Genomic DNA, 24,956 nt, shown 5'->3' on the forward strand with positions numbered 1-24,956 from the left:
TCGTCGATTTCCGAACGGCGCCTCGCCGCCATTCGGAAGTCGTCGTTTCCGCGCTAGCCGTTTTCCTCTTTTTCGACCTCGGCGAGCGGGAGCGTGATCGTCAAGGCAAATCCGCGCGCCGGGCCCGTATCGATCTCGATACTGCCGCCAAGCCGCGCGGCGCGCTCGCGCATGCCGAGCAGCCCGAACGAATTGCGCCCCGGCCGGGCGCCCTCGGGCATCCCATGGCCGTTATCCGCAATGCGCACGATGCAGTGTGGGGCCACGCGCGCGATCGATACGCTAGCCTCGGTCGCACCCGAGTGGCGCGCGATGTTCGTCAGGGCTTCCTGCACCATCCGAAACACCTCGGTGCCGCTCGTCCGATTGAAGGCGACGTCGCCCGGATCGAGCGTCGCATTGACCACCACGCCATGTCGTTTCGAAAACTCATGGATGAACCAGTCGATGGCGGGCACGGGACCCAGATCGTCGAGCATCACGGGGCGCAGATCGGCCGCGATGCGCCGCACCGAACTCACGAGCTGATCGATGATCCCGTAGACGTTGCGCAACCCGGTGCCCGAAGTATCGACGCCCGCGCCCTGGAGCGTGCGGTCCAATTGCGTCGTTTCCATCTTGAGCGCGGTCAGCAGTTGCCCGAGATCGTCGTGAAGCTCGCGCGCGATCCGCGTCTTCTCTTCTTCTCGAATGTGCTCGATGTAGGTGGAAAGCCGCTGCAGTTCCTCGCGTGACGCGCGCAGCGCCGCGGCGGCGCGGTGCCGCTCGATCGCGTAGCGGATCGCGCGCGCGAGCACCGGTGCTTCGATGGCCTTTTTGAGCAGATAGTCCTGCGCGCCCTCCTGAATGGCGGCAAAACCGACCGAGGTGTCGTCCAGGCCAGTCAGCACGAGCACCGGCACATCCGGCGCCACGCAATGAAACGCCTGGAAAGTGGCGATGCCCTGCGCATCGGGCAGACCCAGATCGAGCAGGACTACGTCGAAGCGCGTTGCTTCCGTATGCGCGAGGGCATCGGCAAGCAGCTCGGCATGCGTGAGCCGGTGCTCGAACTCGCCGATGTCGGCCAGCGCTTCACCGATCAGCAGCGCGTCGGTGGGACTGTCTTCGACGAGGAGGATTTCGATCACGGCCGGCTCGCTCACGATTTGACAGGAGGCAGCGTCACCACGCCGAACCAGAAATCGTTGATGCTGCGCACGACCTGGATGAACTTCTCGAAGTCCACGGGCTTGGTAATGTAGCAGTTCGCGTGCAGGCCGTACGATTTAGCCACGTCCTCTTCGGATTTCGAGGTAGTCAGGATGACGACCGGAATGTTCATCAGCTCCGGATCCGACTTCAGATCCCGCAGCACCTCGCGCCCGCTCTTGCGGGGCAGGTTGAGGTCGAGAATGATGAGGCCGGGGCGTTGCGCCGACGCGTACTTGCCCTCGCGCTTCAGGTAAGCCATGGCTTCCACGCCGTCTTCGGCGATATGAAGCGGATTGAGCACCTTGTACTGCTCCATGGCTTCCTTCGTCAACATGACGTCGGTCGGGCTGTCTTCCACGAGCAGGATGTGGACGAGGTTGCCATTGGCATCGCAAAGCATGGATTTCTCCGGAAAAACTAGCGTTGATGCGCGGGCTCGAGCGGCTCGCGCAGCGTAAAAAAGAACGTCGTGCCCTCGCCCAGCGTGGATTCTAGCCAGATGCGCCCGCCGTGATGCTCGACGATACGCTTGCAAAGCGCAAGCCCGAGCCCCGTGCCGGCATACTCGCGGCGCGTGTGCAGCCGCTGGAAGATCAGAAAGATGCGCTCGAAATACTGCGGCTCGATGCCGATGCCGTTGTCCTTGACCGCGAACTGCCAGCCCTCGTCGACGCGCGTAGCTCCGATATGGATCGTCGGCGTGCGCTCCTTGCTGCGGAACTTCAGCGCATTGCCGATAAGATTTTGCATCAGCAGCGTGAGCTGCGTCGGGATGGCGCGCACGCGCGGCAATGAGTCGTGGGTGATCTGTGCCCCCGATTCGCGCACGAGTACGGACAGGTTTCTCAGTGCGCGTTCGAGCGCCTCGGCGCTTTCGGTCGGCTCGGCGGGGTCTTCGAGCCGGCCTACGCGCGAATAGCTGAGGAGGTCGTCGATGAGCGACTGCATGCGCGTCGCGCCGTCGACAGCGTGCGTGATGAATTCGTCGGCGCGCGCATCGAGCTGCCCTTGATAGCGCCGCTGCAGCAACTGCAGCGGCCCGGCGACGGCACGCAGCGGCTCCTGCAGGTCGTGCGAAGCCACATAGGCGAATTGCTCCAGATCGCGGTTCGAGCGCGCGAGTTCCTCCGTCCGCTGCCGCAGCTCGGTTTCCGCGCGCTTGCGCTCGGTGATATCGGCGATCGCGCTCAGCACGAACATGCCTTCCGCCGTGCGCAGCGGATTGAGCCCGATCTCTACCGGAAACTCGCTGCCATCGCGGCGCCGGCCATAAAGGTCACGTCCCGCGCCCATCGGCCGGGCATGCGCGTTTGCGACGAACGCCTGCCTCTGGCCGGCATGCGTGGCCCGAAAACGATCCGGCACGAGCATGTCGATCGATTGGCCGATCAGTTCCTCGCGCGCGTAGCCGAAAAGCTTCTCCGTCTGCGAATTGACGAGCGTCATGCGCCCTCGCTGATCGACCATGATCATGGCGTTCGGCGCCGCTTCCACGGCGAGCCGGAAGCGCTCGTCGGCGCGCTCGCGGTCCGATACGTCGCGCATCACGAGTACGGCACCGATGAGCCTGCCGCTCACGTCGAAACTGGGGGCGGCGCCGGCATCCACGTGCGTCTCGCGGCCTGCCCGGTCCACGAGCAGCGTCTGGTGCTCGCGCAGCGGCGCAGCACCGCCCGTAAGCGCCATCAGCGCCGGATTCGCGAGCTTTTGCTTGTCGCCGCCGTGAATGAACGCCGCCACCTCGTCGATCGGCTTGCCAATGGCCTCCTCGGGCGACCAGCCGGTCAACTTCGCGGCGGCCGCGTTGAAGAAATTGACGCGGCCCTCCAGATCGGTAGCGATCACGCCGTCCCCGATTCCCGAGAGCACGACGTCGAGCAGCTCCTTTTGGTCGAAGAGGCTGTCGACCGCCTTGGCTTCGCTCAGCACGAGCCTGCGCGTCAAATAACCGAGTGCGACGCAAACGACGATCGTCAGAAAACCGGAGGCAAGGCCGATGGCGATCGCGGCATCGCGTGTTTTCCGCGCACGCTGCTGGCGCATCACCAGCTGCTGGCCGGCCGCGCGCTCCATCGTGCCGACGATCTGACGCGCCCGATCCATGAACGTCTTGCCAGCGTCGCTTTGCACGAGCGCATGGGCGGCGTCGAAGCCCGCGCCGCGCCGCGCGGTAATGACGCGCTCGAGTTCCTGCTGATTGTGCTCGACGAGCGTACGCAGTTCGGCAAGCCGCTGCTTCTGCTCAGGCATGCGCAGCAGCGGGGCCAGTGCCGCGAATTGCGGAGCGAACTGCGTCCTGGCCGCCTCGTAGGGCTCCAGGTATTCGTCGCGCCCCGTAATGACATAGCCGCGCGCACCCGTTTCCGCATCGCGCGCGAGCGACAGCAGCCGCTCGAGCCCCGCACCGACCTGATTGGTGCGCGACACCTCGGCCTCGCTGTCGTAAAGGCTGATCGTGCCGAGTGCACCGATTGCCGCCGTGACGAGCATCAGCACACCGACGAGTGCAACACCCCCATCTATCCAGCGCGCCGTACGCTTGCCCAACCGCCTGCCGGCATTCGCCATGTCGCTTCCTCGATCTTCCGCGTGCCGCTGCGCACGCGTCTACCCCGTTCTTTTCAAGCTGCCGCGCGATCAGGCCGCGGCGGCAGTCCCTCACCCCGCTGGGGACGGGCCTGCCGGCCGACTCTAAAGGCCAATCCCCATGAATACGTTTTCGCGCGGGCGAGCGTCCTGTCGCATTTTATCGTGCGCGGGCCCGGTACACATCAGGCACGAGGCATCGCCTCGCGCGGCCGGTAATCCGACGGCCGCGCGCCCGTCCATTTGCGGAAAGCGCGATGAAAGGCGCTCGGCTCGGCGAAGCCCACCGATACGGCAATATCGGCGATCGAGCCCCGGCCGGACTGCAAGGCCGCAATGGCCATGTCGCGGCGTAGCGCGTCCTTGATCGACTGATAGGTCCAGCCTTCGCGTTTCAGGTAACGGCGCATCGTCGCTTCGGCAAGGCGGAGCTCGGCCGCCAGCGTATCGGCCCCCGGCCATTCGAGCACGGGCCGCGTGCGCAGCAGGCGCCGGATGCGCGCGGCCACGGAATCGGGGTTGCGGTATTTGACGATGAAGCTGGCCGGCGCCTCGCGCAGAAACGTTTTGAGCGTCTGGGCGTTCTGAACGACGGGCAGCGCGAGAAAGCCCGCGTCGAGGTCGACGTAGGATACCGCTTCGCCGAAGCGCAGATCTTCGCAGAACATCAGCCGGTACTCGCGCACGGCCTCGGGCTCGGTGCAGGCGAAACGCGCCGCGAGCACGGGGATGCGCCTGCCGACGAGCCAGCATACGAGGCCGTAGACCAATATGAAATGCGTCGCATAGGCGAACATCGCCAGCGGCGGCACGCCCGCGCGCAGCCGATACCGCAGGCGGACGTACTCGCCCGCCGCTTCGGCCTCGACCCGCACGTCGTCGAGTACGAGCCGCATGAACGAGGCGGCACGCGCGAGCGCCTGTGCGCCGTTGCGCGCCGTCAGCGCCGCCTGGCACATCGTGACGAAGCTGCCGCTTCGCATCGGGTGGGAATCCTGGCCGAAGAACTCGTCGTCCAGCGTCCGGCCGATCGCGTTCCAAAGCGCGCCGTACTGCGCCGAGGATACGCGTGCGTGCGGCCGCGCGAGCCATTGCGGGGCAATGCCGGCCTGCTCGAGCAACGGCAGGGGGTCGGCGCCGCATCGTTCGACGCAATCCACCGCCTCCTGAACGAGGCTGATCGCGATGGTTCCTTTTTCCGTGATCATGACATCGATTCCGCGCCTCGCACGCCGTGCCCGATACGCCTCGCTCGTACGATGGCAAATGCGCTCACGCACGCTGAGCGGGCTGAGCATCGAAACCGGCGCGCGCCGTTCTTACACTTCCTTGCGTGCGCACCGGCGCCAACGAGCCGTGACCCGCGGCCAAAGCCGCACAGTGTAAGCCGCGCCGCGCAATCCCGCCAAGCCCGGCCGGGGCGCGGCCCCGCGGCCCATGCCACGCGACGCGTGTCCCGACGATCGAAAAGGTACCTCGCCATGAACGATTTCCATACGGAAGAGCAGCGGATGATCCGCGACAGCGCACGCGAATTCGCCACCGCATGCCTTGCACCGCACGCGGGCGAGTGGGATCGGGCAGGCACCTTGCCGCAGCAGGTCGTTGCACAGATGGGCGAACTCGGGCTCCTCGGCATGATCGTGCCGGCCGAATTCGGCGGGACTTATACCGACTACGTCGCCTATGCGCTCGCCATCGAGGAAATTGCGGCCGGTTGCGCGGCCTGCGCGACGATGATGGCCGTGCACAACTCGGTGGGCTGCGGCCCGATCCTGCAGTTCGGCACCGACGCGCAACGCGAGCGCTGGCTGCCGGCGCTCGCGCTCGGCAAGACGATAGGCGCGTTCTGCCTCACGGAGCCCCATGCGGGCTCCGACGCCGCCGCCGTGAAAACCCGCGCCGTTTACGAAGACGGGCGCTGGATCCTGAACGGAAGCAAGCAATTCGTCACGAATGGCAGCCGCGCGGGCGTGGCGATCGTCTTCGCGCTGACCGATCCCGCCCTTGGCAAGCGCGGCCTGTCCGCATTCATCGTGCCGGCCGATACCCCTGGCTTTCGGATTGGCCGGCCGGAAAGCAAGCTCGGCATCCGCGCCTCCGACACCTGCCCCATCACGCTCGAAGACTGCGCCGTGCCCGATGGAAACCTGCTCGGCTCGCGCGGCGAGGGCTTGAAAATCGCGCTCGCCAACCTCGAAGGCGGGCGCATCGGCATCGCCGCCCAAGCGGTGGGCATCGCGCGCGCGGCATTCGACGCGGCACGCCGCTATGCCGACGAGCGCATGCAGTTCGGCAAAGCGCTCAAGGAACACCAGGCGATCGCCCACATGCTCGCCGACATGGCGACGAAGCTCAACGCCGCACGCCTGCTCGTCCATCATGCCGCGCGGCTGCGCAGCGACGGCAAGCCTTGCCTGTCGGAAGCGTCGCAGGCCAAGCTCTATGCTTCGGAGATGGCCGAGGAAGTCTGCTCGAAGGCGCTCCAGATCCACGGCGGCTATGGCTACCTCGAGGATTACCCCGTGGAGCGCCATTACCGGGATGCCCGGATTACTCAGATCTACGAGGGCACGAGCGAAGTGCAGCGAATGGTCATTGCCAGACAGTTGTGAGGGCCGGGCGCAACGATCGGCCCGGCGCTACCGACGCGAAGGCGCCCTAAAGGACGCCCATCATCTTCAACGCGCTCTCCTGCAGATACGGCAACACCCGCTGCAATGCCGCATCGGTCGTCTCCTTGCCGATCGGCATGTTCGTACTCAGCGCGGCCACGACTTCGCCATGCCGGTCCTTGATCGGCACGGCGATGCCACGCACCCCCACCTGCAACTGCTGTTCGATGACGGCATAGCCGTCCGCGCGCGCCTGCCGGATCGTCTCGAGCAGCCGCGTCTTTTCGGTCAGCGTATAGGGTGTGAACGGCGCAAGCTCGGCGGCGTCGAGCCATGCGCGCACGGCGTCCTGATCGGGTTTGTGAGCGAGCAATACGACGCCGGGCGAGGCCAGCGGCGCGGGCACACGCGCACCGAGCACGAAGCCCGTGGTCATCACGCGCGAGGCTCCATTGCGCGCAATGAAGACGAGCTCCCACTCGTCGAGGACGCTGACGTACACGGACTCCTTGAGCGCGGCGCTCAATTGCTGCAGATACGGCTGCACGAGACGAGGCAGCCGCGCGGAATCGAAGTACGACCAGCCGACGCGCAGCACCCGCGGCGTGAGCCCATAGAGCTTGCCGTCGGTATAGACGTAGCCGAGATGCTCGAGCGTAAGCAGATAGCGGCGCGCGGCCGTGCGCGTGAGCCCCGTGCGCGCGGCCGCCTCGGTGGCCGTCATCCGCGCATGACGGTCGTCGAACGCTTCGAGAATCGCAAGGCCCTTTTCGAGCCCGGCGATCCAGTCGCGCCGCTCGAGTTCCGCGGAGCGCTTCATAGGTTGCGCACTCCGCGCTCGGTGTGCCGGTTCGCGCTCAACGGCGGCCCATCAGCCAGGCCACGACGAACGACAGCAAGCACCCCGCCATCAGGTAGCCGGCCACCGGATGCCACGAGCCGCCCGCGAACGCCACGAGCGCCGCGGCGATGAACGGCGTGAAACCGCCTCCCACCACACTCGCCACCTGATAGCCGACGCCAGCTCCGCTGTACCGGTACGATGCGCCGAAGAACTCCGTGAACATGGGCTGCTGCACGCTCACGACCATGTCGTGCGATACGTTGGCGAGCAGCACGGCGAAGACGACGATCGGCAGCGTTGCCCGTGCTTCGAGCGCGAGAAAGAACGGCACCGCAGCGAGCGCGCCGACGAGCGCGCCCGTCAAATAGACGCGCCGCCGGCCGAAGCGGTCCGCAAGCCATGCAAAACAAGGGATCGTCACGCAGCTCACGGCGCCCACGATGAGGCCGATATGCAGGAACACGTCGCGCGACATGCCGAGATTCGTCGTCGAATAGCTGAGCGCGAACGTCGTGACGATATACATCGTGAACAGTTCGGCGAGCCGCAGCGCGATGATGAGCCCGAATGCGCCCGGGTGGCTGCGCAACGCCTCGATCACGGGCAGACGCACTTTTCGGTGTGCCCGCTCCACCTGCTGCTCGAACTCCTGCGACTCCTCCATGTTCGAGCGGATCCAGAGCGCCACGCCAACAAGCACGATGCTGAACAGGAACGGCAGGCGCCAGCCCCACGCCTTGAACGCGACATTGTCGATGGACTGGCTGATGATCGAGACGATCCCCGTGGCGAGCACGAGGCCCACGCCATACCCGACTTGCACGCCGCTGCTGTAGAACGCCTTCTTTCCTTGCGGCGCGCTTTCCACGGCCATGAGCGCGGCGCCGCCCCATTCCCCGCCCACCGCGAAGCCCTGGACCGCACGCAACGTAACGAGGAGGACGGGCGCCCACCAGCCGATGCTCGCGAAGGTCGGCAACAATCCGATCAGCGCCGTCGAGGTGCCCATCAGCATGACGGTGAGCACGAGCATGCGCTTGCGGCCGAGCCGATCGCCGAAGTGGCCGAACACGATGCCACCGAGCGGGCGAAAGAGAAACCCTACACCGAACGTCGCGAAGGCCGCCAGAACGCCCATTGCCGGCCCGACGCTCGGAAAGAAGGCGGTGTTGAAGACGAGTGCCGCGACGATGCCGTATAGCAGAAAGTCGTACCAATCGACGACCGCGCCGATGAAACTGCCGAGCGCCGCCTTGCGTGCGCGGCTCGAGGCCCGGCCGCGGGCGGATTCGTCGACCGTGTGAGCTGCTGGAATCATGACCATGTCTCCGATTGATCAAATGCGCCGTCGTCGTATTCCGCTCGTTCGCGGGGCTGGAGCCGATCGGGCAGCCGGCCTGTGCGACGGTTGCTCGGAGCATAAGCGCGCGACTTCGCTCACACAATGGATTTCGCATAGCATGCGCGCGATCATCGACAAAGAGCGTGCGATTATCGCACGCTCCTCGGGTTAGCACTAACCGACTGACGGCGAAAAAAATGGCATTTAGATTCCAGCGGCTCGCGTGCTCATGTACTGAATGGTTAAAATTGGGCGATGCGGCGAGCGGCCGTACGCGCACGCTTCGACGTGCGGCGGCCGTGCCCAGCCGCCCGCAGCCCGCAGCCCGCAGCCCGCAGCCCGCAGCCCGCAGCCCGCAGCAAGGAGACTCCGATGAACGCCGACTTTCCCGATTCGTCCGCATTTGCCGCCGCACCTGCCACCGCGGGCGGCGAAACGATGCCGCCCAACCCGCTCGGCATGGCCGGGCTCGAATTCGTGGAGTTCGCCGCGCCCTCACCGGATGCGCTGGCCCGGCGATTCGAGCAAATCGGTTTCCGGGCGACGGCGCGGCACGTGACGAAGGCGGTGACCCTGTACCGCCAGGGCGCAATGAATTTTCTGATCAATGCCGAGCCCGACTCGTTCGCGTCGCGCTATGCCGAGGAATACGGCGCGGGCATCTGCGCGATCGGCGTGCGGGTCGCGAACGCGCAACAGGCGTTCGAACGTGCGACGGAACGCGGCGCCTGGCCGTTCGAGGGCGAACGCGTGGGACAGTCGGAACTCGTCATACCGGCCATTCAAGGCATCGGCGATTCGCACATCTATTTCGTCGACCGCTGGCCCGGCCGAGGCGGTAAGGGCAACGGCCAAACGATCTACGACGTCGATTTCAGGGCGCTGCCGGACTGCGCGTCGGCAGCCGCCGACCACACCGGCGCGGGCCTCTCGAGCGTCGACCACTTCACGCAGATGGTCGGCTCGGGCCGCATCGCGGAGTGGCTCGACTTTTATCGCGAGATGCTCGACTTCCGCGAGATCCGCGAGTTGCATTCCAACTGGCACTTGTCGGGCGATTCGCGCGTCATGCAGTCGCCATGCGGCGGCATCACGATCCCGCTTTACGAGGAAGGCACGCCGCGCACGCAACTGCTGCACGAATATCTGCCCGATCGTCCCGGCGAAGGCGTGCAGCACATCGCATTGAGAACGAACGACATCCTCCGCTGCGTCGATGCGCTCGTCGCAAACGGCCTGGAGTTCCTGGCGCCTCCCGCGCGCTATTACGACGAAATCGACACGCGGTTGCCGGGTCACGGGCTCGATGTCGAGGCGCTGCGCCGGCGCAACGTGCTTGTGGATGGCGAGATCGACGGCAACGGCACACCTCGGCTTTTTCTCCAGACGTTCGTGAAGTCCGGGCCCCACGAAATTTTCTTCGAGATCGTCGAGCGGCGGGGCCACCATGGCTTCGGCGAGGGCAACCTGCTGGCACTCGAGCATGCGCGGCATGGCAGCCGCGCATGAGGGCCATGTTAGAATGCCGCGTTACAGCCGCCCCCGCGCAAAATGAAAAAGGCAGTCCGGACAGCCGTGCCCGAAGGCAGCGAACTCCCTACCGAAGCCCGGCGCAAGTACGATCCCGAAGAAACCAAACGCAACATTCTCGATGTCGCGACGCAGGAATTCTCGTCGATGGGGCTGTCGGGCGCGCGCGTCGATGCAATCGCCGAGCGCACCAATACGACGAAGCGCATGCTCTATTACTACTTCGAAAGCAAGGAAGGGCTTTACGAAGCGGTACTGGAAAAGGTCTACGGCGATATCCGCACGCTCGAGCAGGCGCTCAACATCGAGGAATTCGAGCCCGACGAGGGCATGCGGCGCCTCGTGGAATTCACGTTCGACTATCACGACAAGCACCGCGACTTCGTGCGCCTGATCTCGATCGAGAACATTCACAGCGCGAAGTACATTTCGCAGTTGAAGGCATTCAAGAGCCGCAACGTCAGCATCGTCAACACGATCGAGGACCTGCTCGCGCGCGGCGTGGCGGCGGGCCGGTTCCGCGCCGATATCGACGCGATCGACCTTCACCTGCTCATCAGTTCATTTTGCTTCCATCGCGTCTCGAACCGCTACACGTTCGGGGCCGCGTTCGGTCGCGACCCGTCCCACCCGCGCCTGCGCACACGGCATCGCGACATGATCGTCGACGCCGTCATGCGCTTCGTGCGGCGCCCCTGACTGCGAGGCACCGCACGGGGTAGCCGTGGCGATGACGGTTATGCCTGCGGTTCGAGCGTAATCCGCTTGATGTCGCCGACGACGAACACATAGGCGGCCGCGCCGATCAGCGCAATGATGCCGATGAAGACCAGCGCCCCGACGAACGAGCCCGTCGCCGCCACGATGAAGCCGATGACGAGCGGCGTCACGATGCCGGCGAGGTTGGCAGCGAAGTTGAAAATGCCGCCGGTAAGGCCGAGCAGCCCTTCCGGCGCGATATCCGAGACGAGCGTCCACCCGAGCGCAGCCATGCCCTGCGCGAAAAATGCCAGCGACATGATGGCAATGACGACCGTGTCGCTTTTCACGTAATTCGCGAGAATGATTGTGGAGGCGAGCAAAAGGCCGGCGATGATCGGCAGTTTGCGCGCAACGTTGGCCGACTTGCCCCGGCGCAGCAGCGAATCGGAAAGCCAGCCGCCGAACATCACGCCCACAGACGCCGCAATGAACGGAAGAATGGCAAAGAAGCCAATTTTGAGCCATCCCATATGGCGTTCGGTGGCGAGATAGGTCGGAAACCACGTCAGGAAGAAAACAAGCGTGGAGTTGCCCGCGAACTGCCCGAGGCAGATGCCCGTCAGTTGGCGATGCTTGAGCAACTGCCCGACGGTACGCCACGAGAACCGGCTCGGGCCGCGCGCCTGGGCCGCATCGTCGCGCGTGAGGCCGCCACCCGCCTCGATATATTCGATTTCCGCCGCGTTGGCATGCGGATGCTCGCGCGGCTCGCGGTAGAGAAACCACCAGACGACGCCGAAGAGGACGCCGGCCACGCCCACGACGAAAAAGAGCGTGCGCCAACCATAGGCGCCCATCAGCGCGAACAGCAGCGGGCTGAAGCAGGCGAGCCCGATATATTCGCCGACGGTATAGGTGCCCGTGGCGATCGCGCGCTCGCGCTGCGGAAACCAGGTGGCAACGACACGGCTATTCGTGGGGAAGCACGGCGACTCGGAAATGCCCAGCCCGAGGCGGCAGGCCAGCAACGATCCGATGTTGTGCACCAGCCCCTGTGCGAGCGTGAAGAGCGACCAGAACGTCATCGCGAGGTAGTAGGTGAGCTTGCTGCCGAAGCGGTCGAGGAAGATGCCCCCCGGGATCTGCGACGCGGCATAGGTCCACGAAAACGCGGAGAACATGATGCCCATGACGGCCGCGCCGATGCCGAGTTCCTTCGTGAGTTGCGGAGCGGCGATGCCGAGCACCGTGCGATCGAGGTAGTTGATCATCGTGCCGATCGCGAGCAATGCGAGAATCCGATAGCGCGCCGAGGATCGCCTCATCGTGCCGGATGCCGCTGCCGCCGTGCCGTCGGCCGGCAGCCGTGAAGAAAGGTGCTGTCGCATCGTCGTGTCTCCTGAAATATTTATGGTCAGCGTGTTGCGGTAAGCGTTGCCCTGCCCGCTTCAGCGAAGCAACGATTGAAAATGCACGAACATCCGTTCGGCGTCCGGCGCCGCGCCGGTGAAAATCTCGAACGCCTCCACCGCCTGATAGACCGCCATGCCGCCGCCTGTCAGCGTGCGGCAGCCAAGGGCAGCCGCCGCCCGGATCAGCGCCGTTTCGATCGGGAAGTAGACGACGTCCGCCACCCATAGGCGCGGATGCAGCAACTCGGCCGGCAACGGCAGCCCCGGATGCTTCGCCATGCCCGTGGGCGTTGCGTGCACGAGACCGTCCGACGCCGCAAGCGCGTCGGCAAGGATGGCTGGCGAACCGTCGACGGCGTTCACGCGCGCATCCGGAAAGCGGGCCTGCAATTCGGCGGCGAGCGCACGCGCACGGGCCGGATCGACGTCGACGAGCGCCAAGTCGTGCGTGCCCATCGTCATGACCGCATGCGCCACAGCGGCACCGGCGCCGCCCGCGCCCAGTTGCACGACCCGCCGCGGACGCACGTCCGGCAAGCCCCGCTCGAACGCCCGCTTGAAGCCCGACCAGTCGGTGTTGTGGCCGATGCGCCGTCCGTCCCGTAATTGCACCGTGTTCACGGCGCCCAGCGCCCGCGCATCGTCCGTCAGTTCGTCGAGCAGCGGAATCACCGCCTGCTTGCACGGATACGTGATGTTCAAGCCGTCGTAGCCGAGCGCCTGCGCGGCGTCGAGCAAATCCGGCAACGCCCGCCCATCGCGGCCGATGCGCTCGAGATCGATGCGGCGGTACACATAGTTGATGCCCAGTTGGCGCGCTTCCTCTTCGTGCATCGCCGGCGAAAGTGATCCGCCGATGCCCGATCCGATCAGGCCGACGAGATACGACCGCTTCATGCTACTTGTCACATCCGACTCCATTCGAAACGTATCGGCGCCCCGCTTCGCCCGCGCCAGCGCTTCGGGCCGCGTCGCCGAGGAACAGAGTGTCACCGATGCGCGGCCGATTGTCCTTTGGGGTTTATACGAATTTGTACCATCTAGTTAGTTCCTAAAATGACTACCTCAGCCCGCGCTGAAAAGCCATTTGCCCGCGAAACGATCGATCTCCTCGTGGCCTGATTGGTACATGAACCGCGGAAACGAACTATTGCAACGCTTACGAAACTGCTCATGAAACGCTCGATTGCCACCGTCTCCATCAGCGGGACCCTGACCGAAAAATTGCACGCGATCAGGCAAGCCGGCTTCGACGGCGTCGAAATCTTCGAAAATGACCTGCTCTATTTCGACGGGTCGCCCGCCGACGTCCGGCAGCTGTGCGCCGATCTCGGTCTGGAGATCGTGCTCTTCCAGCCGTTTCGCGATTTCGAGGGGGTCGGCCCCGAACGATTCGCGCGCAATCTCGAACGCGTGCGCCGCAAATTCGATTTGATGCATGCACTCGGCACGACGCACCTGCTCGTTTGCAGCAACGTGTCGGCCGACGCGCTTGGCGACGAATCGCTACTTGTCGATCAGTTGGGCGCGCTCGCGCGGGTGGCGGCAGAAGCCGGCGTCGTGGCCGGCTACGAAGCACTCGCCTGGGGGCGCCACGTGAGGCACTACGCACAGGCGTGGAAACTCGTCGACGCAGTGAACGAACCCAGCCTCGGCCTCGTACTCGACAGCTTTCACACACTGTCGCTCGGCGATTCCGTCGACGAAATCGCCGCCATTCCCGGCGACCGGATCGCCTTCGTGCAGATCGCAGATGCCCCCAAGCTCGCAATGGATGTGCTCGAATGGAGCCGGCACTATCGCTGCTTTCCAGGACAAGGCGAATTCGAGCTCGACCGGTTCGCGGCGCGGCTGATCGAGTCCGGCTACGCGGGGCCGCTTTCGCTCGAAGTCTTCAACGACGGCTTTCGAGCCGCCCCGCCCGCCAGCACGGCCAAGGACGGCTATCGCTCGCTGCTCTATCTCGAGGACCGCACGCGGGCGCTGCTCGCGCGCGAGGCGCCGGGCGCGGCGGCCTGCGCGGATCTGTTCTCGCCAGCGCCCGCCCCGGAACACGTGGGCTTCCAGTTCCTCGAATTTGCCGTCGACGACTCGACCCAGGCCCAACTCGCCGACTGGCTCGGCAAGCTCGGCTTCGCCCGCGCGGGGCGGCACCGCTCGAAGGAAGTGAGCCTCTATCAGCAAGGCTTCGCCGCGATCGTGCTCAACGCCGAGTCGGACTCGTTCGCGAGCGCATTTCGCGAGCGGCATGGACTGTCGCTGTGCGCCTCCGCACTGCGCGTGGACGACGCGGCAGCCGCGTTCGAGCATGCGGCGGGCTTCGGCTACCTGCCGTTTTCCGGGCGCGTCGGCCCCAACGAGCGCGTGCTGCCGAGCGTGCTCGCGCCGGACGGCAGCCTCCAGTACTTCGTGGACGAACACCCCGGCGCCCCCACGCTGTTCGAATCGGACTTCGCGCTCGCGCCCGTGCCCGACGGCCCGCCCGGGCCGCTCGAGCGCGTCGACCACGTCTGCCTGTCGCTGCCGGCCGATTCGCTCGACACCTGGATCCTTTACTTCAAGACCGCGTTCGGCTTCGAAGCCGAGCCGGCGTGGCTGGTGCCGGATCCGTACGGCCTCGTGCGCAGCCGTGCCATGCGCAGCCGCGACGGCTCCGTGCGCATCGTGCTCAATACCTCGCCGGACCGCCACACCGCTGCCGCGCGCGCGCTGGAAACCTACCGTGGCCCGGGCCTCGATCACGTCGCTTTCAGCACGTCGGGCATCTTCGGCGCGATCGCGGGCTTCCGGGCGAACGGCGTGCCGATGCTGCGAATTCCGGACAATTATTACGACGATCTGTCGGTGCGCTTCGGGCTGGCTGACAGCCTCGCCGCGCAGCTACGCGAGCATCACGTGCTTTATGACCGCGACGAAAAAGGCGGCGAGTTCTTTCACGCCTACACCGCGCAGATCGGAGGGCGTTTTTCGATCGAAATCGTCGAGCGCCGCGCCGGCTATGACGGCTACGGCGCGGCGAACGCAGCCGTGCGTCTGGCTGCGCAAGCCCGGCATCGCGTGTGACCGGCGTTCCCGTTCGGGCGGAGCCGGCAGCGAATGTCTGCCGGCTCCGTCGCCATAGGCCACGATTCTTGCGGCTGTAACGTTCCGTTGCAATCGCCGGCGCGGTCTTTAAGAATCGCTTAAGTCAACGCCGACACCATCGCTCCAGCTGATTTTTGCGAATAAGGTGGAATGCGATGGCAAACACACGGTTGACGGCAGCTTCGGCGCCCCTTACGGACAAGCCGCGCACCATGCTGCGCCGCATCCTGAGCCATCATGAGATCGCGACGCTGCTGCTGTTGCTGCACGCCCCCGTCGATCTCGCTGCAAAACCCGAAATCCCGCTGCTGCAGGAAGCCGGGCTCGTGGAACAGGTTGCCTCGGAAACCGGCGATACGCGCTTCAAGCTGACGCCCGATGGCAGCGCAATACTTCGCGGGCTCGGCGCCGCCTGAACGCGCGCGGCGGCCTGCCGGGCCGCCGGACGACCCGACGGATGGCATCCCGAGCGCCGCCGCCCACCCGCTCGCTTCCCTTTCTCCCGCGCCGATGGCAAAAGCGCTCAGCCGACCTGAGCGCGTTGAGCATCGAAAGGCGCTCCCGCACTCCCTACACTTCGTCCGGTAAGCAGGCCTGACCGGATTGCCGGCGCGCACGGCTCGCGCCGCACGCCCGCGCGGCACCTATAACTATGACTATGAAGAAGCGCGCAAAGACGCGCCGAGACGCGCCGATACAAGAGACAGTGAAGGAGACGGCAATGACGGCATCGCAAAGCTTTCTGGCTGCCCGCGACTTTCTGCTGCGCAACCGTACCGACTACGCCAGCGCTTACGAAGGGTTCCGCTGGCCCCGGCTCGACGAATTCAATTGGGCGCTCGACCACTTCGATGCCATGGCGGCGGGCAACGACGCGCCCGCGCTGCGTATCGTCGATGCAGCCTCCGGCGAATGCGTGGAACGCACGTTCGCTCAGATGGCGGCACGATCGTCGCGCATCGCGAATTTCCTGCGCGCTATGGGCGCGGGCCGCGGCGATCGCATCATGCTCATGCTGCCTAACCGCGTCGAGCTCTGGGAAGCGATGCTGGCCGCCATGAAGCTGGGCGCGGTGCTGCTGCCCGCAGCCACGCAGCTCTCGGCGGACGACGTGCGCGAGCGCGTTCGGGCCGCACGGCCGAAGCTTGCGATCGTCGACGCCGCCGAGCGCGCCAAATTCGACGGGATCGAGGGGCCGCTCGTCAAGATTTCGGTCGGGACCGCGGCGACGGGTACGCCACGAGGGGATTGGATCGATTTCGCCGATGCGCAAACGGCCGAAGCGGCGTTCCACGCGAGCGGCATCACGCGCGCCGGCGATCCACTGCTGCTCTACTTCACCTCGGGTACGACTTCGAAGCCGAAGCTCGTCGAGCACACGCACGCTAGCTATCCGGTCGGCAGCCTGTCGACTATGTATTGGATCGGCTTGCAACCCGGCGACGTGCATTGGAACATCAGCTCGGCCGGATGGGCGAAGCATGCCTGGAGCTGCTTTTTCGCGCCATGGAACGCGGGTGCCTGCGTCTTCGCGCTCAACTTCGCCCGCTTCGACGCCGCGCAGGCGCTGCGCACGCTCGTCCAACACGAGGTGACGACGCTGTGCGCCCCGCCGACCGTCTGGCGCATGCTCGTGCAGGAGCCGCTGGCCTCGTACGACGTCAAGCTGCGTGAGATCGTCGGCGCCGGCGAGCCGCTCAATCCCGAGATCATCGAGCGCGTAAAAGCCGCCTGGGGCATCGTCATACGCGACGGCTACGGCCAGACCGAAACCACCTGCACCATCGGCAATTCGCCGGGGCAGGCAGTCGTCCCCGGCGCCATGGGCCGGCCCATGCCGGGCTACGACATCGAGCTCGTCGATGCCGATGGCCAGCCCGCCCGAGAGGGTGAAATCGCGCTTGTGCTCGACGGCCCGCAGGGCGGGCGTCCGGCAGGGCTGATGACCGGCTATGCGAACAACGACGAGGCGACGCGCCATGTCATGCGCGGCGGCCGCTACCACACGTCCGACATTGCGCTGCGCCGCGACGATGGCTATTACGTCTACGTCGGCCGGGCCGACGACGTCTTCAAGTCGTCCGACTACCGGCTGAGCCCGTTTGAACTCGAGAGCGTGCTGATCGAGCACGAAGCGATCGCGGAGGCGGCCGTCGTGCCGAGCCCCGATCCGCTCCGGCTGTCCGTGCCCAAGGCGTATGTCGCGCTGCGGCACGGCTTCGCCTACGGCCCGGAACTCGCGAGAAGCCTCTTTCGCTTCTCGCGCGAGCGCCTTTCCCCTTACAAGCGCATTCGCCGCATCGAGCTGGCCGAACTGCCGAAAACGATCTCCGGCAAGATCCGGCGCGTCGAGTTGCGTCGCCGCGAAATGGAACGCGGCGCACCGCTCGAACGGCTACCGGGCGAGTTCTGGGACGACGACTTCCCGGATTCGAACTAGCGTCAGCGTCAGCATAAAAATTGCCGAACGCCATCGACGTTACCGAAATCAGCGAAATCAGCGAAATCAGCGAAACAACCGAACAGGAGCTCATCGATGAGTGCAACTCCCTCAGCCTCCAGCACGAGCAGCGCGGCCGCTCCGGCCGCGACAACGACGGTCAAGCTGCTGATCGACGGCGAATTCGTCGAATCGGCCGCGAGTGAATGGCGCGACATCGTCAATCCGGCGACGCAGGAAGTGCTTGCGCGCGTGCCGTACGCCACAAGCGGCGAAATCGAGGCGGCGATCGGCGCGGCGCATGCCGCGTTCAACACATGGAAGACCACGCCGCTCGGCGCGCGCACGCGGATCATGCTCAAGTACCAGGCACTGATTCGCGAACACATGCCGCGCATTGCGAAGATACTGACTGCCGAACAAGGCAAAACGCTCGCCGATGCGCAGGGCGATATCTTCCGCGGGCTCGAGGTGGTCGAACACGCCGCGTCGATCGGTACGCTGCAGCTCGGCGAATTCGCGGAGAACGTCGCCTCCGGCGTCGATACCTACACGCTGCGCCAGCCGCTCGGCGTCTGCGCGGGCATCACGCCGTTCAATTTCCCGGCGATGATACCGCTCTGGATGTTTCCGATGGCGATCGTCTGCGGCAACACGTTCGTTTTGAAGCCCTCGGAACAAGACCCTCTCACGACCATGGCACTCGTGGAGCTGGCCATCGAGGCAGGCGTGCCGCGCGGCGTGCTCAACGTCGTCCATGGCGGAAAGGAAGCGGTCGACGCACTTTGCAGCCATCCGCTCGTCAAGGCCGTTTCGTTCGTCGGCTCGACCGCCGTCGGCAACCACGTCTACACGCTCGCGAGCGAACACGGCAAGCGCGTTCAGGCGATGATGGGGGCCAAGAACCATGCGGTCGTGCTGCCCGACGCGCATCGAGAACAGACGCTCGCCGCACTCGTCGGCGCGGCTTTCGGTGCGGCGGGCCAGCGTTGCATGGCAACGTCCGCGGTCGTATTCGTGGGCGAGTCGAACGCCTGGCTGCCCGAGTTGGTGGACAAGGCGCGGTGCTTGAAAGTGGATGCAGGCATCGAGGCCGGCACCGACGTCGGGCCCGTCATCTCGCGCGCGGCGAAGGACCGCATCCTGTCGCTGATCGCCGCTGGCGTGGAGGAAGGCGCAACGCTAGAACTCGACGGACGCGGTGTCGTCGTGCCGCGCTATCCCCATGGCAACTTCATCGGCCCGACCGTCTTCTCGGGCGTGAACACCGGGATGACGATCTATCGCACCGAAATTTTCGGCCCCGTGCTCGTGGCATTGAGCGCTCCCACGCTCGACGAGGCCATCGCACTCGTGAACCGCAATCCGTTCGGCAACGGCGTCGGGCTCTTCACGCAAAGCGGCGCCGCCGCGCGCCGCTTCCAAAGCGAGATCGACGTCGGGCAAGTGGGCATCAACGTGCCGATTCCGGTGCCCGTGCCGTATTTCAGCTTCACGGGTTCGCGAGGCTCCAAGCTCGGCGACCTCGGGCCCTACGGCAAGCAGGCCGTGCAGTTCTATACGCAGACGAAGACGGTCACCGCGCGCTGGTTCGACGATGCACCGGTCGGCAGCGGCGTCAATACGACGATCAGCCTGCGCTGACACCGCACAACCAGGAGAGCCTCATGCAAATCGGATTCGTCGGCCTGGGCAACATGGGTGCGCCGATGGCGCGCAATCTGCTGAACCACGGCCACGCGGTCAAAGTGTTCGATCTGAGCGACGAGGCCATGTGCGCGCTCGTGCAAGCGGGCGCTACGGCCGCCGCTTCGCCCAAGGCCGCCGCATGCGACGTCGAGTACGTGATCACGATGCTGCCGGCGGCATCGCACGTACGGCGCGTGCTCACCGACGTCGATGGTGTACTGGCCGGCCTCTCGCCCGATGCGGCGATCGTCGATTCGAGCACGATCGATCCCGCCAGCGCGCAGGCTTTCGCGCAACTCGCGCAAGCGCAGGGCAACGCGTTCGCCGATGCGCCCGTCTCGGGCGGCACTGGAGGCGCCGCGGCAGGTACGCTGACCTTCATGGTCGGCGCCGACGCGACGCTCTTCGAACGCGTGACGCCGCTGCTGCGGGCAATGGGTAAGAACATCGTCCACTGCGGGCCGACGGGCATGGGCCAGGTGGCGAAGCTCTGCAACAACCTGCTGCTCGGCATCACGATGGCGGGCGTGGCCGAAGCGATGTCGCTTGGCACCGCGCTCGGCATCGACCCGCGCGTACTTGCGGGCATCGTGAACACGTCGACGGGCCGGTGCTGGAGCTCCGAAACTTACAACCCCTACCCGGGAATCGTCGAAACCGCACCCGCCGCGCGCGGCTACACCGGCGGCTTCGGGGTCGACCTGATGCGCAAGGACCTCGGCTTGGCGGCGGACGCCGCGCGCGCGGTCAATCAGCCGGTCTACCTCGGCGCGCTGGCCGAACAGCTTTACCGGGCAATGAGCGCAAGCGGCCGCGGCGGGCTCGACTTCTCGGCCATCATCAAGCTCTATGAACGCGCGGGCGCGGCGTGACGAGCGCGAACCGCAAGGTAAGCGAGTCGAACGATGCGATCACGGAAAAAGCGGCCTGCGGCCTTGCGCCGCAGGCCCATCAAGCGGCAATGAGGCCCATCGCGATCGCCTTGACGACGGCCTGAACCTTGTTGGTCGCGTTGAGCTTGAGCAGCACGTTGTTGACGTGAAAGTTGACGGTACGCTCGGAGATGTTGAGGATCTGGCCGATCTCGTGGGCCGTTTTCCCTTCGCCAGTCCAGCGCAGCACTTCGCATTCGCGCGGGGTCAATTCGACTCGCGCCTCCGGCGCAAGCTTCGGCACGAGAAACTCGCTCATCAGCGTATGCGACAGATTCGCGAGCAGGCTGGCCTGCGCATTGAGCAGCTTGACTTCGGTCAGCGCGAGCGACTCGTTGCCACGCGCCATCGTCAAAAGGCCATAGACGCCATGCGCGGCCCAACTCGGATGCGCAACACCGACGCGCAGGCCGAAGTCGTGAGCATCGGCCCACAGCGGCGCGCCGCCGGCCGTCGCCTCGGGCCAGACGATGAGCCCCGTGCGGCTCATTCCCTCGCGCACCGTCGGGTCGATCTCGATGAAGCTGCGCTGCTGATAATGCTTCATCCAGCCGTCGGGGTAGGTATCGAAAATCGCGACTGCCGGATTCGATACCGGCAACGGCACGCGTATGCCGTAGCAGCAGTAGTCGAACCCAAGCCGTTTCGCAAGTGCGGCAATTCGCTCGAAGAGCTGCCGCTCGTCCTTCGCATCGCGCAGCCGTTCGTAGTCGTCATGCCACCGCAACAGATCCATCTCTTTCGTCCCTCAAATACCGCGGTACGGCCCGCATTCCAGGGCTGTCATAGTTAGCAGGTCCCACGGGCGGCGCGGACTGCTACAGTCGCCCCCATGAGACACATTCCCGTGCCCGCCGACAGCCGGTTTCGAGACGGATATGTCCGCCTTCCCGAAGAGGCGTTGGACGAGATGAACCTCGTTCACGTCGACTCCGGCCTCGACGAAATGCTGCTGCAGGAATTGCTCGCCAACGACGTCGACGCGGTAACCGCCGGCTACACCGAGTGGGAGCAAACGCCTTTGCCTGGGCGTACTCATATTACGCTCGGATGGGACTGGTACCTGGACCGCACGTCCGGTGCACTCGTCGTCGCCTGGGGCGACGTGCGCAGCAATGTCATGTGCATCGGCACCGACGGCCGCGACCTCGGCATGGCCCGCACCGCCTGGCTGCTCGTACGTCGCGTTTCGCTGCTGAACTGGCCTGGCGCCGTCACGCAAGCCGCGCTCGCGCAGATGCCGGAACGGGCGAATGAGATCGGCCCGACCTTGCAGTAGCAAGCAGCGTCGCGCGGATGCGCTCCCCTCGACACGAACTCGTCCTAAAGCCACTTTATAAGCAAAACCGGAACCATTTTCAATCCTGCTACGAATACCTGAGCCCCTGAGTCGGTGCGATCGCCCCGGGGAGGGTCTTCTATTGCCTGGGAAAACCTGTCAACTCTGACAGTTACCGGTCCTCGGGGTGCGCGCTGTAATGCGGCATCAGAACAAGCATACGCGAGGACTCCATGCGGACTTCTGTTCACGGCGACGGGCGCCTGCCCGAAGACCTCGATGCCGCATTGGCGCAGTACCGGCATCAGGTTTTCGTCGAGCAGCTCGGCTGGGATCTGCCGTGTGTCGATGGCCGCTTCGAGCGCGATCAATACGACCGGGCCGATACGGTCTACGTTGTGGCCCGGGACGAATCCGGTGCGATCTGCGGATGCGCACGGCTGTTGCCGACGACCCAGCCCTATTTGCTGCGCGAAGTGTTTCCGTTCCTGCTCGCGGTCGATATGGTCGCCCCCCAATCGCCGGACGTCTGGGAGCTTTCGCGCTTTGCGGCGAGCCCCGCAGGCAAGGCGGACGCGCTCGGCGAAGAGAGCACGGCATGGGCGGTACGGCCGATGCTCGCCTCTGTCGTCGAATGCGCGGCGCGCCTGGGGGCGAAGCAACTGATCGGCGTGACGTTCCTCAGCATGGAGCGCCTGTTTCGGCGCATCGGCGTTCACGCGCACCGGGCCGGGCCCGCGCAGCGCATCGACGGCCGGATGGTCGTGGCCTGCTGGATCGACATCGACGAGCAAACGCTCACCGCGCTCGGCCTCGAGCCGTCGCTCGCCCGGGGCGCTTGATCGGCACGGCCGGATACGCCGCTCATCGCAGCCAGTTGCGCTGTCATGCCCTGCCCGCCAAGCCCGCCCTCGCCCGGCCAACGCCATCGGTTCGCGGTAACCGGGTCTGCCGTCGCGGACGAACCGCGCAGCACGTTCGCTCTGGCCCCGCGGCATCCGCGTCACCTGCACGGCACCGAAATCTGAAGGAGAGACATCGTGCAAGCCGTCCGCGCCTTTGGCGCCCCGTCATCGGAAGAGAACTTCGCCATGCGCGCACGGCTCGCGATCCAGTATCGCGAGGGCGTCCAGCGCCTGCCGCTGATACGACTCGACCGACAGGGCTTCGTCGTGGCGCTGACCGACGATGCAGGCTTGCCCCCTATCGGCCTGCCGCGTTCGGCCCGCATACTCGCGGCGGATGTGCCGCTTTGCGAACTGCGCCTCGTGGCACGCTCGCTCGCCCGTGACGGGGATCGGGCGCTCGCGATGACGCTGCAGCCGTCGCGTGCCGACGACGACACGCTCTTCTGGCAGTCCCTCCACAGCTACGTGGCCGCACAGGCACCATTGCCCGACCTGCCCCGGCAAGCAGTCGCATTGCAGGGCTCGAGCGCGCGACACGCGGCGCATGTCAATGGCGTCGCCGCAACGCCCGACCTGCAGAATGGGCAGAGCAAAGCACTGTTCACATTGCCGTCGCATGCCGACGCGCAGTTTTTCGCCGAGTGGCTCGAATACCATTTCGCCGAGATCGGTGCGCGCGCCCGGTCGATGTCGGCACTGGCCGAACTCACTGCAATGGACCGGCGTCGGGCGGGCTCGGAAGTCGCCGTGGTCTTTCACTATCGCCCCGACATGAGCGATGCGAGACGATGCACCGAGGCGCTTTGCGCCTGGGCGGTTTCGGAGGCCGCAACGCTCTTCGGCCTGGCCGTTCGGTGCGAGATAACCGGCACGCAGCGGCCCACGCGGCAGCAAAGCGATACCGAGATTCGGCTGCCGTTCGCGTCTTGAGCCCGGCTTGAGCCCGCCTCGAGCCCGTCTTTCCTTCGCTTAGGAGGCGGCGAAGCCCGCCACCGGCAAGCAGCGAGATTGCCAAGTACAATGGCGCGTAACGACAGGCGCGCCGCTTCCGCCGCGTCGATAGCGCACCGATAAACGCGCCGATAAACGCGCTCGAACGGCCCTGCACAGCGGCGGCTCATCGTCGATCGCCCGCCGCCTGGCGCCCAACTCCTTCCCACACGTGACAGCGTCGACCTCGTCTCCCACCCACCGCCTCGTACTGGCGGCAAGCCTCGCACTCATCGCATTTTCGTTGCGCACGCCGATTTCGAGCGTCGGGCCCATTCTGATCGAAGCGACGCGGGCAACGCATCTGTCGCCCGCCGCCGCCAGCGCGCTGACCGCGCTTCCGTCGCTATGCTTCGGTTTGTTCGGCCCCCTCGCGCCGATGCTCTCTCGCCGGACGGGCAGCGAACGAGCGTTGCTGGTGCTATTGGCGCTCCTGACCGTGGGCACCCTGTTGCGGATCGTCCCAACATGGCAGGCGTTGTTTCTGGGCCAGTTGATCGCCTGCTTTTCGATCGGCTTGATGAACGTACTGCTGCCCGGCGTGGTGAAACGCGATTTCCCCGATCACGTCGCCCTCATGACCGGACTCTATAGCGCGGCAATGTGCGCGGGGGCCGCGTCGGCCGCGGCTGCGACTGCGCCCACCGCCGATGCGCTCGGGCGGATGCTCGGCAACTCGAACGGCACCGCCTGGGCATGGGCGTTGGCACTGTGGGCACTGCCCGCGGCGCTTGCTTTAGCGATGTGGCGCGGTCAACTGCCGCCGGTCGGAACGCGGGCCGGCGCGAGCATGCGCGTCGTGCGCGGTTTGTGGAAAGCCCCCCTCGCGTGGCAGGTGACGTTGTTCATGGGCACTCAATCGTCGCTGGCCTATATAGTGTTCGGCTGGCTGCCCACAGTTCTGCGCATGCGCGGCATGGGCGCGGTCGATGCAGGCCTCATGCTGTCGCTCAGCGTGATTGCTCAAGCCGCCGCGTCGCTGCTGCTGCCTTTCCTGCTGGCGCGCCTTCCCGATCAGCGCTGGGTGAACGCGCTCTCGTTGATCCTCGTAGGCGTGAGTCTGATGGGTTGTTTTTTTGCCCCCTTATCGATGATGTGGGGATGGGCAGTACTGCTCGGCATAGCCCAGGGAGCGTCATTCACCCTCGCGCTCACCGCCATCGGCCTGCGCTCCACGGATTCGCACGTCGCTGCACAGCTGTCGAGTATGGCGCAAGGGATCGGCTATCTGCTTGCATCGAGCGGCCCGTTCATCGCCGGTGCGTTGCTTCATGCAAGCGGCTCTCTCCACGACCTCGCCGTTCTGTGCGTGGGTATCTGCGCGGTGTCAGCCTGGTTCGGGTATGCCGCGGGCCGGGGCAGACACGTTCATGTTCACGCGAAGGCCGTTCCCGTTCAAACCTGATTGC

Annotated in this window: 21 protein-coding genes; 12 read left to right on the forward strand and 9 right to left on the reverse strand. The window is 65.6% G+C overall.

What is annotated here, in order from left to right; translation table 11 throughout:
• Positions 1-53: 53 nt before the first annotated feature.
• The 4 genes from U0034_RS22030 to U0034_RS22045 form a co-directional block, all read right to left on the reverse strand.
• Entirely contained in the window at positions 54-1,145 is a 1,092-nt protein-coding gene (locus U0034_RS22030) for an ATP-binding response regulator (protein ID WP_085224786.1), read from the reverse strand.
• On the reverse strand, positions 1,142-1,594 hold the full coding sequence (locus U0034_RS22035; RefSeq protein WP_085224784.1) for a response regulator: 453 nt from the start codon (positions 1,592-1,594) through the stop codon (positions 1,142-1,144). Before U0034_RS22035 ends, U0034_RS22030 begins: the two co-directional genes overlap by 4 nt.
• A gap of 17 nt (positions 1,595-1,611) precedes the next feature.
• Positions 1,612-3,762 carry a sensor histidine kinase gene (locus U0034_RS22040; protein WP_085224782.1) on the reverse strand — a complete coding sequence of 717 codons (2,151 nt, stop codon included), beginning with the start codon at positions 3,760-3,762 and terminating at the stop codon, positions 1,612-1,614.
• Between the two features lie 203 nt (positions 3,763-3,965).
• Positions 3,966-4,988, reverse strand: coding sequence for an AraC family transcriptional regulator (locus U0034_RS22045; protein ID WP_085224780.1), 1,023 nt, complete (start codon positions 4,986-4,988; stop codon positions 3,966-3,968).
• A gap of 273 nt (positions 4,989-5,261) precedes the next feature.
• On the opposite strand from U0034_RS22045, the gene U0034_RS22050 reads away from it, so the two are divergent.
• Positions 5,262-6,395: an acyl-CoA dehydrogenase family protein gene (locus U0034_RS22050; RefSeq protein ID WP_085224776.1), complete on the forward strand. Its 1,134-nt coding sequence runs from the start codon at positions 5,262-5,264 to the stop codon at positions 6,393-6,395.
• Positions 6,396-6,441: 46 nt separating this feature from the next.
• Here U0034_RS22050 and U0034_RS22055 read toward each other — a convergent pair whose 3' ends face one another.
• Positions 6,442-7,215, reverse strand: a complete 774-nt coding sequence (locus U0034_RS22055) for an IclR family transcriptional regulator domain-containing protein (RefSeq protein ID WP_085224774.1) — start codon at positions 7,213-7,215, stop codon at positions 6,442-6,444.
• Between the two features lie 37 nt (positions 7,216-7,252).
• The gene (shiA, locus tag U0034_RS22060) at positions 7,253-8,557 is read right to left on the reverse strand and encodes a shikimate transporter (protein ID WP_085225435.1); all 1,305 of its coding nucleotides are present in this window, start codon (positions 8,555-8,557) and stop codon (positions 7,253-7,255) included.
• A 462-nt stretch (positions 8,558-9,019) separates the two neighbouring features.
• On the opposite strand from shiA, the gene U0034_RS22065 reads away from it, so the two are divergent.
• A complete protein-coding gene (locus tag U0034_RS22065) occupies positions 9,020-10,090 on the forward strand; it encodes a 4-hydroxyphenylpyruvate dioxygenase family protein (RefSeq protein ID WP_233211857.1) in 1,071 nt (356 codons plus the stop codon).
• 42 nt (positions 10,091-10,132) lie between these two features.
• Complete coding sequence (locus U0034_RS22070) at positions 10,133-10,810, forward strand: TetR/AcrR family transcriptional regulator (protein ID WP_085224767.1); 678 nt, start codon at positions 10,133-10,135, stop codon at positions 10,808-10,810.
• 38 nt (positions 10,811-10,848) lie between these two features.
• Here the strand turns inward: U0034_RS22070 and U0034_RS22075 are convergent, their stop codons facing one another.
• On the reverse strand, positions 10,849-12,201 hold the full coding sequence (locus U0034_RS22075; RefSeq protein WP_085224764.1) for an MFS transporter: 1,353 nt from the start codon (positions 12,199-12,201) through the stop codon (positions 10,849-10,851).
• 60 nt (positions 12,202-12,261) lie between these two features.
• Positions 12,262-13,146, reverse strand: coding sequence for a shikimate dehydrogenase (locus U0034_RS22080; RefSeq protein WP_085224762.1), 885 nt, complete (start codon positions 13,144-13,146; stop codon positions 12,262-12,264).
• A 252-nt stretch (positions 13,147-13,398) separates the two neighbouring features.
• Between U0034_RS22080 and U0034_RS22085 the strand changes: the two genes are divergently transcribed.
• The 5 genes from U0034_RS22085 to mmsB all read left to right on the forward strand — a co-directional run bounded on the left by U0034_RS22085 (position 13,399) and on the right by mmsB (position 20,310).
• The gene (locus U0034_RS22085) at positions 13,399-15,288 is read left to right on the forward strand and encodes a bifunctional sugar phosphate isomerase/epimerase/4-hydroxyphenylpyruvate dioxygenase family protein (protein ID WP_085224760.1); all 1,890 of its coding nucleotides are present in this window, start codon (positions 13,399-13,401) and stop codon (positions 15,286-15,288) included.
• Positions 15,289-15,464: 176 nt separating this feature from the next.
• On the forward strand, positions 15,465-15,725 hold the full coding sequence (locus tag U0034_RS22090; RefSeq protein WP_085224758.1) for a hypothetical protein: 261 nt from the start codon (positions 15,465-15,467) through the stop codon (positions 15,723-15,725).
• 305 nt (positions 15,726-16,030) lie between these two features.
• Entirely contained in the window at positions 16,031-17,749 is a 1,719-nt protein-coding gene (locus U0034_RS22095; protein ID WP_085225433.1) for an AMP-binding protein, read from the forward strand.
• Positions 17,750-17,845: 96 nt separating this feature from the next.
• Positions 17,846-19,393: a CoA-acylating methylmalonate-semialdehyde dehydrogenase gene (locus U0034_RS22100; RefSeq protein WP_085224756.1), complete on the forward strand. Its 1,548-nt coding sequence runs from the start codon at positions 17,846-17,848 to the stop codon at positions 19,391-19,393.
• 23 nt (positions 19,394-19,416) lie between these two features.
• Entirely contained in the window at positions 19,417-20,310 is an 894-nt protein-coding gene (gene mmsB, locus U0034_RS22105) for a 3-hydroxyisobutyrate dehydrogenase (RefSeq protein WP_085224754.1), read from the forward strand.
• Positions 20,311-20,389: 79 nt separating this feature from the next.
• Here the strand turns inward: mmsB and U0034_RS22110 are convergent, their stop codons facing one another.
• Positions 20,390-21,106 carry an autoinducer binding domain-containing protein gene (locus U0034_RS22110; protein WP_085224752.1) on the reverse strand — a complete coding sequence of 239 codons (717 nt, stop codon included), beginning with the start codon at positions 21,104-21,106 and terminating at the stop codon, positions 20,390-20,392.
• 96 nt (positions 21,107-21,202) lie between these two features.
• Between U0034_RS22110 and U0034_RS22115 the strand changes: the two genes are divergently transcribed.
• From U0034_RS22115 to U0034_RS22130, 4 genes are all read left to right on the forward strand, one after another.
• The gene (locus U0034_RS22115; protein WP_085224750.1) at positions 21,203-21,649 is read left to right on the forward strand and encodes a DUF4902 domain-containing protein; all 447 of its coding nucleotides are present in this window, start codon (positions 21,203-21,205) and stop codon (positions 21,647-21,649) included.
• Between the two features lie 233 nt (positions 21,650-21,882).
• A complete protein-coding gene (locus U0034_RS22120; RefSeq protein ID WP_085224748.1) occupies positions 21,883-22,491 on the forward strand; it encodes an acyl-homoserine-lactone synthase in 609 nt (202 codons plus the stop codon).
• Positions 22,492-22,689: 198 nt separating this feature from the next.
• Positions 22,690-23,487, forward strand: coding sequence for a hypothetical protein (locus U0034_RS22125; RefSeq protein WP_139831109.1), 798 nt, complete (start codon positions 22,690-22,692; stop codon positions 23,485-23,487).
• 232 nt (positions 23,488-23,719) lie between these two features.
• Positions 23,720-24,952 (forward strand): MFS transporter, encoded by a 1,233-nt coding sequence (locus U0034_RS22130; RefSeq protein ID WP_233211842.1) that lies wholly within the window; start codon positions 23,720-23,722, stop codon positions 24,950-24,952.
• Positions 24,953-24,956 lie beyond the last annotated feature (4 nt).

The organism is Trinickia caryophylli, assembly GCF_034424545.1.
In the GTDB taxonomy this organism is placed as follows: domain Bacteria; phylum Pseudomonadota; class Gammaproteobacteria; order Burkholderiales; family Burkholderiaceae; genus Trinickia; species Trinickia caryophylli.

Coding starts and splice junctions, on each gene's coding strand:
- U0034_RS22070 (WP_085224767.1), top strand. CDS start 10,133: ATGAAAAAGGCAGTCCGGACAGCCGTGCCCGAAGGCAGCGAACTCCCT.
- mmsB (WP_085224754.1), top strand. CDS start 19,417: ATGCAAATCGGATTCGTCGGCCTGGGCAACATGGGTGCGCCGATGGCG.
- U0034_RS22065 (WP_233211857.1), top strand. CDS start 9,020: ATGCCGCCCAACCCGCTCGGCATGGCCGGGCTCGAATTCGTGGAGTTC.
- U0034_RS22045 (WP_085224780.1), bottom strand. CDS start 4,988: ATGATCACGGAAAAAGGAACCATCGCGATCAGCCTCGTTCAGGAGGCG.
- U0034_RS22100 (WP_085224756.1), top strand. CDS start 17,846: ATGAGTGCAACTCCCTCAGCCTCCAGCACGAGCAGCGCGGCCGCTCCG.
- U0034_RS22120 (WP_085224748.1), top strand. CDS start 21,883: ATGCGGACTTCTGTTCACGGCGACGGGCGCCTGCCCGAAGACCTCGAT.
- shiA (WP_085225435.1), bottom strand. CDS start 8,557: ATGATTCCAGCAGCTCACACGGTCGACGAATCCGCCCGCGGCCGGGCC.
- U0034_RS22035 (WP_085224784.1), bottom strand. CDS start 1,594: ATGCTTTGCGATGCCAATGGCAACCTCGTCCACATCCTGCTCGTGGAA.
- U0034_RS22050 (WP_085224776.1), top strand. CDS start 5,262: ATGAACGATTTCCATACGGAAGAGCAGCGGATGATCCGCGACAGCGCA.
- U0034_RS22040 (WP_085224782.1), bottom strand. CDS start 3,762: ATGGCGAATGCCGGCAGGCGGTTGGGCAAGCGTACGGCGCGCTGGATA.
- U0034_RS22095 (WP_085225433.1), top strand. CDS start 16,031: ATGACGGCATCGCAAAGCTTTCTGGCTGCCCGCGACTTTCTGCTGCGC.
- U0034_RS22055 (WP_085224774.1), bottom strand. CDS start 7,215: ATGAAGCGCTCCGCGGAACTCGAGCGGCGCGACTGGATCGCCGGGCTC.
- U0034_RS22115 (WP_085224750.1), top strand. CDS start 21,203: ATGAGACACATTCCCGTGCCCGCCGACAGCCGGTTTCGAGACGGATAT.
- U0034_RS22110 (WP_085224752.1), bottom strand. CDS start 21,106: ATGGATCTGTTGCGGTGGCATGACGACTACGAACGGCTGCGCGATGCG.
- U0034_RS22085 (WP_085224760.1), top strand. CDS start 13,399: ATGAAACGCTCGATTGCCACCGTCTCCATCAGCGGGACCCTGACCGAA.
- U0034_RS22090 (WP_085224758.1), top strand. CDS start 15,465: ATGGCAAACACACGGTTGACGGCAGCTTCGGCGCCCCTTACGGACAAG.
- U0034_RS22080 (WP_085224762.1), bottom strand. CDS start 13,146: ATGGAGTCGGATGTGACAAGTAGCATGAAGCGGTCGTATCTCGTCGGC.
- U0034_RS22075 (WP_085224764.1), bottom strand. CDS start 12,201: ATGCGACAGCACCTTTCTTCACGGCTGCCGGCCGACGGCACGGCGGCA.